Genomic DNA, 13,847 nt, shown 5'->3' on the forward strand with positions numbered 1-13,847 from the left:
TTTATGAAAAATATTTAATTATAGCTCCACGTATTTGTCATGATGAATGAAGTAAAGTCCCGCTTCTTTGGCCGTAAAGCCGAAGGTTTCCGTCCATTCGGTCTCATAGCCCTTCACTTGGTTTCGATAAAATTCGACAAATTGCCTCTCATTCTCTAAAGCGAACTGGTCTGTCTTAAAATCCACAATAACCCAGCCATCAAGTTCCTCGAAGACAAGATCAATCACTCCACGGATCAGCCTCTCCCGGCCGTCTTGCTCCCGCTTAATCATAAATGAATATTCGAAGTGCCTTTGAATAGCTCGCTCACTGCGTTTCCACAGGTCACTGGCGATTACTCTTTCTATAGCTGCCATTGCACGTCCGCGCCATTCCAGCTTAAGCCCCTCCTGCTCGGCTACCAGCTCGCAGTAATCCGGCAGTAGCTCAGCCTGGAGTCCTTCACCTAGCGCTTGTAAGCAGCGGTGAACCGTGCTGCCAAATGCCACGCCCCCGCCATCTGTAGGCCTAGGCAGAGAACCTGCGCCTTCTCCTTTGGCAAGTGAAGTAACACTCGTCACTTCATAGGTCGCCTCTGATGCGGCAGCAGCATAAGCTTGCCACTTAGCGGCAGCTCCCAATACATCTTCATCAGGAATGGATATAAGGGAAGGCGCTGTAACAGGCTTGAAAGGTTCATCTTCCAGCTCTTGCTGGCCGCTAAGCGAACTGCCAAGTAAACTCCATGGATCGATGGCAGGACGTACAGGATAGCGACTTATAATAAGCAACTGCTTCGCCCTCGTCGCCGCTACATACAATAGGCGGTCAGTCTCGGCATGCATGAAAGTTCGCTCACGCTCGGAAAGACGTTCCCAATCTACCGGTTCACCGATTACTTCCATATGATTGCTGTCCTTCGGACGAGATATCGTGAAGTAGCCTTGCGGAGGCTCAGACAGCCGATCAATATGCTCCTTCGCGTCGTGGCTATTGTCCCCGCAAGGCGATGCGAGAAAGACGACCGGAGCTTCAAGTCCCTTCGCACGGTGTACATTCATAATCCGAACTGCTTCTCCGCTGCCCGCGAATAAGCTCGTTCCTTCCATTCCGCGCGATGCCGTTAACCTCTGCAGGTAGCTTGTCAGTGAACTCCAATCCGATGCTGTCTCCGAATCAGCCCTTACCGTCTCAAGCAGTTTAAGAAGTGTGCCGCTTCGCAGTGCCCCTGTCTGACCTATTGCAGATAGCGGCAACAATCCTAGATCATGAACAATATGGGTCAATGCTGCTAACGCAGGCAGATCGCGAACAACAGCAGTGTATTCTCGCAGCTTAAGCAAAGCAGCTAGAACCGGCTTTGCATCATCACTCAACTGATCTTCCACAGCCTTCGTATAGATCGAGATCGAGCCCGCTTCCTTGCGAAAATGGTACAAGCTATTGTCACTCACTCCATACAACATGCCTCTCAAGACAGCTAGCAGCGGAATGCGGTTCGAGCTATCGCCGAGTGCTTGCACAAGCTGATATAGCATATAGATTTCTTCATAGAGAACTTCGCTGCCCGAAGTATAGGCGGCCACTCCGTATTGCTCTAGCTTCGCTGCGTATAGATTAATAAACTGCTTATGCTTCAATAGAATCATGAAGTCGCCTGGAACCGCAGGCCGCAGCAACGGTTTTCCATTGCTATCCTTCTCTTGAATGGCAAGCTCTCCATTACAAGCTCTTGCAATATATCTAGCAATACGGTCAGCGTTCTCTTCCGCTATTACCGCTTTGCGGTCATAATCAACCTTCGGAATCGTAATTGTGTATACGCCATGAGCCGCCCCTTTGCCCTTAGGATTAGGCTGCTGCGTTAGCATAGGAGCAAAGGCAGCCTGGCTATCGGAAGGCTGCTGGACCTTGGCGAACTTGCTCTCGAACGCATAGTTCACATAGTTACCAATACTTTGTACGGAGCGGAAGTTGCGCGTTAGCTGCAGCACCTCTCCGCTCAAGGCTACTCTTTCCTTCACGAAGTTGTAGGTCGATATATCTGCTCTCCGGAACCGATAGATTGACTGCTTCGGATCGCCGACAATGAATAAGGAGCCGGGACGGGGCAACTGACGTCTCCAATCCGACTCCTTCGGATCTCTTCCTGTTAGTAGAAGCATCATCTCCGCTTGAATAGGATCGGTATCTTGGAATTCGTCCACGAACAACCGTGTATATCTCGCCGCAAAGTATGCCCGTACCTCGTCATGCTCACGTAATAAGGCAGAAGTCTGCATCAGCAAGTCCTGAAAGTTCAGCTTTCCTTCGGCTGCGCGTCTCTCCCTGCAATACTTTACGGCTGGTTGAACGAAGGAGATGAGCTTCGGATGCATATACGATCTCCAGCGGCCAAGAAATGGCCACAACACTTTGATCTGCCAATCATGGAACTGCCCCAGCAGCATCTTAGCCGTATCCTTGTCATGCCACTTTTTCTGCGTAATCTTGAGCTCCTTATCGAACTGCTTCGCGAGCGTTAATACGTTCATTTCTTGATCCATTGAGCTGAGCAACCGCAGCTTGCCCGCTTGTTGGATCAGCTTCTGCAGCTCATCATAACCGCCGACCGGTGCGTTAGAAGGGATATATGGGTATGCCTCATCCAGCAGAGGGAATAAAGAGAGACGAATCAGATCAAAGTCCGGTCGAAGTACAGGCTGAACATGAATGTGGATATCCTCGTATTGAGACACGCGATGATAAGCAGCACGCAGATCCTCTACATGAACTAAGTGTTCTGCGAGCTCGTCGATTAACCGCTCTTTCCCTTGCTCCCGCAGCATAACCAAATAATCGTCCCAGCAGTTGTCTCTGAACTGTTGGTCCTCCTCCTGCTCCATCTCGCGGAAGGCGGGATCAAGCTTAGCTTCAATCGGCCGCTCCCTGAGCAGCTTCCCGCAAAAGGCGTGAATCGTACCGATGAAGCCTTCATGAAGTTGAACCATTGCCTGCTCCAGCCGTTGCTTCTCCACTTCATCCTCGCTTGTTCGCAGCTCCTGCTCCAGTTTCATTCGGAAGCGGCTGGCTAGCTCCGAGGCCGCCTTGTTCGTGAACGTTATAGCAGCAATCTGTTGCACTTCAGCGCTGCCTGTCTTGATAAGCGCAAGCATACGGCCGACGACAGATGTCGTCTTCCCTGATCCGGCACCTGCCTCAATGAGCAAATTAACGTCCAGGTCACAAGCAATACGCTCGCGTGCGCGCCTATCGTCATCCACCTGCTGCTTATGCATGACCATTCACCTCCGTAATCGATCTTAGGCGCACTTCATTCGCCTCATGCAGCCTCTTATCCTTAAATACAACCGCATGATTCCCGCACACCTCACGATAATCGCACCATTTGCAATGATCAGGGTTATCTGTAGGCGGAAATACCCCTTGACTGATTGCTTCTATGACAGAGCTGACGAGCGCAGACAGTTCCTCTCTGCGGCTGTCGGTTTGTTCACGAATCGCTTCCTCCCCCAAGCCCTTAACCGTCGGAAAATAATAGGAAGAGGAGATGACAACAGCGTCCTTATCCAGTCCTGATTGCCGCAGTAATTGTTGTGCGGCTACGCCGTACAACGCTAGCTGTACCTGCGTGCCTCCGGCGAAATATACGTCTTCCTTGTACTTCTTCGGGCTTCCGGTCTTATAGTCATAAATCTTATATTGATGCGGAGCGATCTGATCGACTCTATCGATAAACCCTTTGACAGACAGCCGCAATCCGTCTGCCAATTCTACCTGGAGAGGCTCACCATCCTCATGAAGCGGAAGCTCGAACCATATCGGCATCGAGGATCGTCCAAGCTCACTCGCATAGAAAATTTCCGTATCCTGCCGAATGCTTTCGCATTCCTTGATATACACCGAAGTGCTTGGTGCCGGGATTAGCTCTGCATATTCACGAAGCGTCTCATCTGTTATGCGCGCAAGAAGCAATCGATCATGCTTTGGCGTAGACCTCCCCTCTGCCAGCCCCCCAGAAGAAGCGGCCTGCAAGTAACGATCATAGATGGCGTGAAGAAGAGTTCCCCTCTGCATCGCATCGAGCCATTGCGAGCGATCGAACTCGGATGCCTGACTTGCGCGAATTCCTAACACCTCTTGATAAAAGTATTGAAGAGGACAACGAGCGAACAGCTCTATCCGGCTTGCGCTCAAATGCGGTCTAGCCTCGTTATAGGCTGCAATGGCCTCGCCGCCTGTGTGAATCATGCCGTCGTATGCCGACAACGACAGCCCAGTCTGTCTCGCAGCATTAGCGCGGGCCCCATCAGCTAAGTTAGGATATAGTCGAAGCAGCGCTTCGTCCCCATCTCTGAGCTGCCCGTTCGGCGCAACCAGACGTGTCAGCATCGCATCGATACCATCCAATGAATATGGGACTGCCGACGATCCGAAATAACGCTCAAGCTCACCCATATATTGATGCAGCGAATCATAATCCGCTTCCCTCTCGCCGCTAAACAACCGGTAGATCTGAAGGAGCTCGAACGCCGGGTATTGCTCCGTGTTCCCGGTTATATCGTAGGAACTGTAGCTGCAATAGCAGTTCCCCATCATGAGCCCAAGGCGGCTGTTCCTATCAGAAAGTTTAAGCTTGGTTCGAAGGTCACTATTCAACAAGTTTCCGCTTATACGCTCCCGCTCGAGGTCGAGGAGAATGGGATGCTGTCGACTCTTTATCGCCCAGCTCTTCTCTGTCATCCCAACGATGAACGTATGCTCCCTGCCGCTTTGTCCCCCATCGGATAGCGATGTCACATGCACCGCTCCAGACTCATGAATAGACGTTACAAAAGTTCGCAGCCCGCCTAACCCATCTCTGATGAACGCGATTGCCAGTTGAAACGGCAGCACAGCCTGCTGGTCGCCCGCGCCCTGCATAGACGTCAGCAATTGTTTCATTCCGCCGAGCGCTTCCCTATCGTCCCCGTTCCTAACAATCGCATAGCTATCCGCGAATGCAATTAACTCCTTAAGGAGAACAGCAGGCGCTACATGCGACGTATCAGGCAACCCTTTGAACAACTTACCGAAGAAAACGTCCAACTGCCCCCAAATAGCGGCAGTCTCCTTCATACTCTCTAAGCCAGCGTCAGCTTCATCCATCTCACTGCTTCGATCTGCATAACCCTTGGCGAACTTCGCCGCAAGCTGATAACGCTCGCGACCCCAGCCGATTCCCGCGCCTTCCAGCTGGCGTACGATGGATGCCGATGAAATAGGGCTCGCATCGTCAATCCCAATTGAAATAACTCGCCGCTTCAATGCCTTAACGATAAAATCGACGTTATAGTTCGATTCTAGAAAGCCAAGATAAGTCTCTGCCGCTTGACCGATATTGCAATAAGAGATCGGCAGCCCTCCAGAAAACGTACACTTCACGCCATACATGCGTGAGATCGAATAAATCGCGCCGGTAAAAGCCTCGACATCAGACATCATAATTTCTGTCTGATCCCATGCCGCCTGACTCTGCGCCATCATGCGGAACACGCCTCTTACCTCTGACAGCGGTCCGGCTGCATGACGGAAAGCAACTGCTTCCATTGGCAACGGCTTATCGCCATCTAGCCATCCAACAGCCCGATCAATCTTACATAATCGATCAGCAACCGTCAGACAATCAAGCATCTCACGATGTACGGCAGGCCATCCGTCAGTAGGACCCGTCACAATCCACTCATGACGCTTCGACAGCTTGCGTACATGAGGCAACAGTCCAGCGAAGTCGCTAAGCCTATGCACGATTAAATATTGCTCATAGCGATCAAGTAGCCTTTGAACGCAGTCCCCCTTCGCCTTAGATTCGAAGTACGAAGGCCATACGTCGCGTGCCTGTATACCCGCATCGCGTAGTTCTCCAATACCGTCCACGAATGCACGCACGACACCCGGGGTAATATTAATTCCGCGCAGATAAGCTTCTCCCGCACCGTTCGCCTGTACAAGCAGATTATGAACAATCCAGTAGACCTCTTCGCGGCCTATATATCGAATGCGATGCTGGGCCAGCGCCAATTCCGTCAGTTGAAGCACCCACGATGTCATAGTCCGAATGTCCGTATGCAATGCGGCCCCGTAATCACGAACGACTCTCTCGATTAGCATGTGACCTTCCGCATGACTTTGAACGAGCAAGATTTTCCTTTGGAGCGGACTGCTCCCTATGCACCCGTATAACTGCTCAAGCTGTAGGCCCGCTGTCATCGCTATGCTTCGACCTCCCATTGTCATTCCACTTTTTCTCAATTATAAACGTTCGAATTGACAACAGGGTGTCACGAACTCCAAAAAAAAACAGCCCCTTCAGAAATAATTTCTGAAGAAGCTGCAAATTCAAATATCCTATGAAATGAGTTTGCGCTTAATCGTCACCTTACGAAGCATTAAGTAACCGGCGCCATATAGAAGAGCAATCACGCATAACGCGAGTAACACAACAACGAAAATATTTGACCGCTCGATATCGAAGGTGAATTGCATTATCCAGCCGACCCAGTCGGTGGAAAGTATTGCTTCCATTGCAAGCGTAGGCAGCATCGCAAATAAACATAATACGATTGCGGGCTTCCATTTAAACCGATAAAAACATGATCCGATAAGCCAGCCGCTGCCAAAGTAAGCAATGAAGTTGAAAAAGTATTCTACAAAAATCCACCACGGCTATGAGGCGTCGATGAACAAATGCGGATTGTTCAATGTAATCTCCCAATCATAATATTCATAAATCCATTTCTCGATCGGATAGCCCAATGTCATGATGAGCGCGGAAATTGCCGAGTAAACGACAATCAAACCGCTTGCACCCCATATAAAATATTTTCTCGTCACGCCATTCGCGACAAAACCCGCAATCGACAAGGGCGTCAACATGATGCCAATGACGAGCAGAAATATGCGAGGCGAGGTGGATGCACCCTCCCACATGCCCCGTGCATCAATATCGTTGCCGGCAAGCGCCGGGGCATTAATAACAATACCAATGATTACATATATGCATATGAAAATAAGCCAGTAGATGCCAAGCGACCATCGATACGTATGCAATCAGTGCGTCGCGTACGCTGAATCCGTCACTCATATGGCCGCTGTAAAACGTTTCTCTGTTGTGTGATAATAAGAGTATAGACACCTATCGAAGAAGGAAGGAGCAAACAATGGTTTACAAAACAAATAACAAGCAAGCCCGATCCGGAATTATATACGCCATCGTGCTGTTGCTCCTTGCCTGCATGCTGTTCATACCGCTACCTTATTACTTGTATCAGCCGGGGTCGGTTGAGAGCATTGCGGATTACGTCAAGGTTGAGAATGGCACGTCTTCGAAGGAAGGCAGCTTCAATCTGACGACCGTCTTCAGCTCCAAGGTTAGCAACGCCTTCACGCTGCTGTATGGGCTGCTCGCCCCCGATACGGAAGTCCGCAAGGCAAGCCAGGTTCGAGGAAACCTCACGACTGCACAATACAAAGCGCTGCTCGAGCATATGATGACGCAATCGCAAAATAGCGCCGTTGTAGCGGCGCTCGAAGCTTCGGGTAAGCAAGTTCCTCTGAAGTATACGGGCATATTCGTACAATCGATCTATGCCGGCTCCAAGGCGAAGGGAATTCTGTTCCCGGGAGATATTATTAACGAGGCAGACAGCAAGCCTATTACGAAGCTAGACGACATGCTTGCGTTATTGGATGCCGGCAAGAACCCTGGCGATACGATCAAGCTAGGCGTACTGCGCGGAGATCAGCAGCTCAAGCTCGATGTTGAACTTTACGGCCTCCCTGGAAGCGATGTGACATCAAGCAAGGCGTATCCGCGAATAGGACTTGTAACCGAGGATCAGTTCAAGATCACTCCGCCTATCGAGGTCGAATTCACTGTAGCGAACATTGGCGGACCTTCCGCAGGATTGATGTTCGCTCTCGAAATTGCGGATCAACTAGACCCGGCTGAACTAACACATGGCCTAACGATTGCCGGCACCGGTACAATCGATACAGCTGGTCATGTCGGTCAGATCGGGGGCATTCGCGATAAAATCATCGCAGCCGAGCGAGCTGGCGTGGATCTATTCTTCAGTCCGGCGGACGTGAATCCGACCGATAGCAACGAAAAAGATATTTTGGACGAAGCCAAGAAGCGAGGCTATGATATAACGATCGTGCCCGTTCATACGCTGGATGAGGCGATTGATTATTTGGAGAAGTTTGAGGCGGTGTAAAGGTTCGCATATGGAGTAAAATGTGTAAAAACAGCCTGCACGCAGCAGCATAATAAGGTGTTTCATTACGAATATTTTGATTGGATTTTGTGCAGTCAAATGGACGGATTAAGGCTACTGAGGACTACTATGACGGCTTTGACTGTATGATATCCACTCAAACTTTCCTAATGAAGCGATTAGAACAGGTTAGACTGTATGAAATACAGGCAAAACCTACTATCATACGCTATGCATAGGCATTGGGGTTTGAGTGGCCAATATTGAATAGACAGTCTCCAATAAGCAGACTGAACTGGATCAGTTGTACCATTCTTAACTAGTTAAAAGCCCCGAACCCAGCTCCTGCGAGCTTGGTTCGGGGCTTTACGTATTACGAGAGCTTGCCTGACTTGTTCAACAGCTCGATCAGCATTTTCGCGACTTGCTCGCGGGTAGCGGCAGCATTCGGAGCGAAGCGTTCATCGCCTACACCGTTAATGATACCGAGCTTATAAGCTGCTTCAATGCTTGCGACTGCGTAAGGCGATGCTTCGTTTATGTCCTTGAACTTGAATCCAGCTGCACCTGCAGAAACCGCGGGCGAAGCCGATCCAACTACAAAGTTGTAAGCCCGAATGATCATTGCTGCCAATTGCTCACGAGAAATGACCGCATCTGGCTTGAAGCTGCCGTCCTCGTATCCTTCAATAATACCAAGCTTGTTAAGCTCCTCCACATAACCGGCATAGTAAGTATCGTCAGACATGTCGCTGAACTTGCCTCCACCAGCAGCCGCCGATTTCAAGCCGAGCGCTCGCCCTAACAAAGCAGCGAATTGGCCGCGAGTTACCGTTCCCTTCGGATCAAAGCGATCTCCATCGACTCCGCTCGTAATATGGCGGGCAGCCAACAGCTCGATATAAGCTTTCGCCCACCCTTCCTTCACGTCCGAGAAGCTCTTATTATATTGCATAATGACATACTCGCTGAAATGATCGGTGCTAAACGTAAGGATACTGCCCGTTAGCGTTCCGCCTTTAAACTCCAATGCGCCGTCTTCCTTCACGTAGTAAACGCCTGTCTTCAGCTTATTCGTAATGAGCGCCAGCTCCTCTTCGCTCAGCGTTATGCTGATCTGCACATCTGTACCGAAGCCGTTCACGTAAGCTGTCTCGCCAGCTTTATTGACGAGCTTGACGCCAAAGCTATAGATTTCGCTAATTGCCGCATAACCGCTATCCTTGGCCGCAATAGCCGATTTCAAGCGCGCTTCCGCTGTCTCTTCCAACAAGCTGCGCGATATAACCGCATATTCAGCCCCGTTTAACTCGGCCGCGCTTAGAGTTCCTGCGGCTATCGTAATCGTCATGCCCTCATATACGAGCTGCAAATCCACGCCAGCCGCACGCGCCTTCTCAAGCATCGCTGCCGGAATGCGCACATCCGCTGCTTCGCCAGCAGCGACCGCAGGTATATGCACCTGCACCTTGCCTTCGCCGCGCGCGGCCGCGTCAATCGCAGCTCCAAGCTGATCGGCTGCCACCGTTGCCGTCCGCAAGCCTGCATCTCCGCTTACCTCAGCGATTACCTCAACCGACGAACCAACCGGCGCTTCCGGCACAACACCGCTATTATCTCCCGACACTTTAGCCGGGCCGGCTATAACGAATGTTCCGCCATCTAATATACTTGGTAGCGTCACAGTAACCGTCTTGTCGCCCGCAACCACAAGCGGCTGTCCGCTGTATAACTCCTGAATCGTTGACCCTGCCTTGTAAGGTACGGAGAACGTCACCTGCTGCTCATCTGTCTTCGTCGATATGCCCACGTATACGCTTTGGCCCTTATACGCCCGCTCGAACAAGGTGAAGCCAGTCTCATCGTTTCCCGCTACCTGCGTTCTCGTTCCCTTGGAGAACACCTTCGAGTATTGCGCGCGGATATTCAGCATTTTCTTGTAATGGTCGAAAATATGATTGTAAGCCGGGTCGTCCAAACCGTCCCAATTCAGATCGTAACGGTTCTCGTTCACGTCGCCCGCACCCATATCTTCAGCCTTCACGCCGGATTGCCCTAGCTCTTCGCCGTAATAAATGACCGGTTGCCCCTTGGCCGTAATTTGCAGCGAGGCTGCAATCTTCTGCTTAGCCTGCACAGCCGCGAGCGTCGAAGGCTCAAGCGTTTCCTCGCGGAACTTCTGCCTGTCCTCATCGCTAAGCAAGCTGATGAGGAATCCCTCCTCGTCGTGGCTGCTAAGGAATTGGCCGAAGGTCGCCGTGTTGTCAATCAATTCGTCGCGTTGCGCGAGCTCCTGCTCTACGCTGTTTATTCGTCCATCGACGAAATCTCGCGCAATGACCTTGAATTGGAAATCAAGCTCGGAATCGAGCATGCCGCTTCGCAAATATCCGCCATCGTTGTTCACGCTTGCGCCGAAATTTTCGCCAATAAGCTTGAAGTCCGGCTTGATCTTCGTCAGCGCGTTTTTGAAGGCCATCCACGTCGTATTCTCGACATGCTTCACCGTATCGACGCGGAAGTAGTCAATCGTATTGCCCTTCGCCGTCATCGACTTTTCAATCCAATCCGTCTGCCATGCTATGATCTGCTCGCGCACTTCAGCAAGCTCGGTCTTCAAATCTGGGAGCTCAGCTAACGAGTAGCGAACGACAGGATCCTCATCCTCATCGCGCAACATGCCTGCGAACACCTGCTGCTCCTCAGCTGTCGGCAAGTTCGTTAATCCAGACCATCCGCTTGCTAATGCGTCCAGTCCGTAGCCGGTATGGTTAAGCACAACGTCTACCATAATCTTGATGCCGCGCTCATGAGCCGCGTCGATCAGTTCCTTGAAATCTTCCAGCTCGCCCAGATGCTCGTCAATCGAAGTAAAATCCTTCGCCCAATAGCCATGGTAGCCATACTGTTGACCGTCGAAATCGACGCCCTTGTTAAAGTCGATATTATCTACAATCGGCGTAATCCAGATCGTATTGATACCGAGCTCATCCAGATAGCCGAGCTTCTCGGTAATGCCTTTGAAGTCCCCGCCATGATAGGTTTCAAGATGCGACGTATTATAGTTCTCGCCGTTCGGATCATCGTTTGTTGGATCTCCATTGAAGAAACGATCCGTCAGCATGAAATAAATGCGCGCCTCATCCCAATCGAAGTCGTTTGCTCCGCCAACCGTTTTTCTTGTTGCCACACGTACTTTGGCAGTATGCACATGCTTGTTGCCATAGATATCAATGGCCGTAATCGGAATGCTCTTCAGACCGGTCGTTACCGTGTCCTTCACCGCAATCGTCAGCTCATTAAGCTGCGGATCGATGAAGGTCACCGCATTGCCGCCAATCGCTCTTAGATCTGCATAGAGACCCGTCATAGGGGTATCCTCTTCGGCGGTCAACGCTATCTTCAATACCGCATTTTCATTGTACGAAATCGTAGATGGGCCTACTTCCGACGTCATGCTTACAGCTGGCCGCTTATACGTCAACGTCGATACGCCATCTACCGTGTTGCGAGGATCAGTTACTTCTGTCGTAACATCATCCTTCGTAACAAGATAAGTATAGATTAGCGTCCCTTCAGTAAGGGCATTTAACCTATAGCTGAATCTCTCATCTTCCGCATCATAGACCATCGGGTATTCGCTATCGCCAATCTTCAGCTTCACGCCATCGATCAAATGCATCTCTTCAGCCTCGAACAACGCATCGTCCCTGTAGTAGAAGGTAGCCCCGCCATCCGCAAATACAGGCGCAGAGCTTGCCGGCAGTGTCCGGAATGCACCTTGTCCGCCGGTTACGATGACCTTCGTCAGCGGCTCCGTCCCGGTAACGATTACTCGGTCAAAATTTTGATCGATGACAGCGGTCTTCCAATCAAAGCCTTTGCGCAACTTGAAGCCCATTTGCTTCGTCTGCTCGCCAATCGCAATATCGGCAACTGCCTTGCCATTCTCGAACTTCGTGAACAATACAGTCCCGTTCCTCTTGCCTGTATCCCATGTCCAAATGTTCCAATCGGTGTAGTCCGCATCCTCACGAATATATTGGAACCGTACTTTCCGCTGAAGCGGGATTAAATCATCAATAACCGGCTTTTCGTAAAAAACGGTCGATATCCCTTCAACGATCCATGCCTCTACGGAATTGCCGCTTTGGACCGCTACTTTACGGGTCGAGTCTTGCTGGGACCAATCATTGTCTTGCACGGACAACCTCGGAATCACATTAATCTCCGATTGTTGAAACTTGTACGTTCCTGTTGCATATCCTTCATCTGTCGAATCCGTAAACGAATACCCTTGGCCGTTCACCCCTTGGGGCCACAGCCATAGATTCCATTCATTAGCCGTGCCATCGAACCGATAATAATGAATCGTGAATGTGTTCATCTTCTCGACAATCGAAATAACTTGTTTCTCCATATAGCCATCATACGCCGCTACAACGGTGACCGTACCGCCTGCCTCGGCATCTGCAGCTGCAACTAGGCTATTGCCTACGATAGATATTCCATCAACGGGCTGCTCTAAGCTCCAGACAGGCGTTACGGCCGTTGCTGGCGTATCGTTGATGTTCTGCAGTTTAGCCGTAAGAGGAAGCTCTGCTCCTTGTTCAATGGCGCTAGGATTATTTAGGATAAGACCGGGAACGACAGCTTTGGAATTGCCTCCGCTCGTAAGCGGGTTAAGCGCATCCAGCACATCTCCTGTCCAACTGCCATTATTCGGCACGAATTTGTATTCATACACACCGGCAGCAAGTGGTATCGTTACACTGAATACGCCATCCGTCTTCGTCAGCGGAATCGCATGGTCAATATCCCATCCGTTCATTGCGCCTACTAAATGAAGGGTCGGGCCGTCGAACACGACATTGAACGTTACCGTGCCGTCTCCGTTAATGACCGGACTCGACAGCAGATCGTCAACGATTCGAATCGTACGCGTGACCGACTTGCCGCCGCCCGATTCGCCAATCACATCCACCGTTCCCGCAGTCGCCGTTTCATCAACGATTAGAGAGTCATCGCTAATCGTTACGCCATCCTTTGGTGCTGCCAGCGAATAGTCAAGCTCCTCCGTATCATCCTCATTGCCTGTAAAATAGACCCCGGTTAACGTTGTCGTACTGCCTGTCAGCACCTCAAACGGTGCATCGAACACAATGCCAGGGACGGCAACGCCCGGATTGCCACCCTTAATAATCGTTGTATTAAGCGGATCGCCATGCCATGTATTTCCTGGATACGACGCAAGTCCATAGGCATACCATCCCGCCGGAAGCTCAGAGGTATAAGACCAAATATCTTCCTCGCCCTTAATCAGCTCCCGCTCGTTCCAGCCGCTGAACTCCCCTTTCACAATAATGCGTTCTTTGCCTGGAATCCCGCTCGCTGATCCATCAAAATAAAAGGTAACCTCCGCCCCCGTATCCGACGCCGTGCCGATCACCGGGCTTTGCAGCGTCTGCGCTTCCGGCGGATCTTGCGCGTAGACCGCCGGCGCCGCCCCTGCGATAGCGCTTACAAACATGACCAGCACCATAAACCTGGCAGCACTTTTCTTAAGCATTCGTTTCATCCTGCTCTTACCTCCTCATGTGATAACTCCT

At 50.8% G+C, this 13,847-nt stretch carries 6 protein-coding genes; 1 reads left to right on the forward strand and 5 read right to left on the reverse strand.

What is annotated here, in order from left to right; genetic code table 11:
* Window positions 1–18 precede the first annotated feature (18 nt).
* The 4 genes from V8F51_RS14645 to V8F51_RS14660 all read right to left on the reverse strand — a co-directional run bounded on the left by V8F51_RS14645 (window position 19) and on the right by V8F51_RS14660 (window position 7,069).
* Window positions 19–3,258 (reverse strand): UvrD-helicase domain-containing protein, encoded by a 3,240-nt coding sequence (locus V8F51_RS14645; RefSeq protein WP_337101019.1) that lies wholly within the window; start codon window positions 3,256–3,258, stop codon window positions 19–21.
* The gene (locus V8F51_RS14650; protein WP_337101020.1) at window positions 3,251–6,229 is read right to left on the reverse strand and encodes a PD-(D/E)XK nuclease family protein; all 2,979 of its coding nucleotides are present in this window, start codon (window positions 6,227–6,229) and stop codon (window positions 3,251–3,253) included. Before V8F51_RS14650 ends, V8F51_RS14645 begins: the two co-directional genes overlap by 8 nt.
* 138 nt (window positions 6,230–6,367) lie before the next feature.
* A complete protein-coding gene (locus V8F51_RS14655; RefSeq protein ID WP_337101021.1) occupies window positions 6,368–6,544 on the reverse strand; it encodes a hypothetical protein in 177 nt (58 codons plus the stop codon).
* A gap of 141 nt (window positions 6,545–6,685) precedes the next feature.
* Window positions 6,686–7,069: a hypothetical protein gene (locus V8F51_RS14660; RefSeq protein WP_337101022.1), complete on the reverse strand. Its 384-nt coding sequence runs from the start codon at window positions 7,067–7,069 to the stop codon at window positions 6,686–6,688.
* A 110-nt stretch (window positions 7,070–7,179) separates the two neighbouring features.
* Here V8F51_RS14660 and V8F51_RS14665 point away from each other — a divergent pair, with 110 nt between their 5' ends.
* Window positions 7,180–8,238: a SepM family pheromone-processing serine protease gene (locus V8F51_RS14665; protein ID WP_337101023.1), complete on the forward strand. Its 1,059-nt coding sequence runs from the start codon at window positions 7,180–7,182 to the stop codon at window positions 8,236–8,238.
* Window positions 8,239–8,611: 373 nt separating this feature from the next.
* Here the strand turns inward: V8F51_RS14665 and V8F51_RS14670 are convergent, their stop codons facing one another.
* Window positions 8,612–13,816, reverse strand: coding sequence for an alpha-amylase family glycosyl hydrolase (locus V8F51_RS14670; protein ID WP_337101024.1), 5,205 nt, complete (start codon window positions 13,814–13,816; stop codon window positions 8,612–8,614).
* Window positions 13,817–13,847 lie beyond the last annotated feature (31 nt).

The organism is Paenibacillus sp. YIM B09110 (genome assembly GCF_037167145.1).
Lineage (GTDB): Bacteria > Bacillota > Bacilli > Paenibacillales > Paenibacillaceae > Pristimantibacillus.

Excerpts from the sequence above, each read along its gene's own strand:
- V8F51_RS14645 (WP_337101019.1), bottom strand. The coding sequence starts at position 3,258 with ATGCATAAGCAGCAGGTGGATGACGATAGGCGCGCACGCGAGCGTATT.
- V8F51_RS14650 (WP_337101020.1), bottom strand. The coding sequence starts at position 6,229 with ATGACAGCGGGCCTACAGCTTGAGCAGTTATACGGGTGCATAGGGAGC.
- V8F51_RS14655 (WP_337101021.1), bottom strand. The coding sequence starts at position 6,544 with ATGGAAGCAATACTTTCCACCGACTGGGTCGGCTGGATAATGCAATTC.
- V8F51_RS14665 (WP_337101023.1), top strand. The coding sequence starts at position 7,180 with ATGGTTTACAAAACAAATAACAAGCAAGCCCGATCCGGAATTATATAC.
- V8F51_RS14670 (WP_337101024.1), bottom strand. The coding sequence starts at position 13,816 with ATGAAACGAATGCTTAAGAAAAGTGCTGCCAGGTTTATGGTGCTGGTC.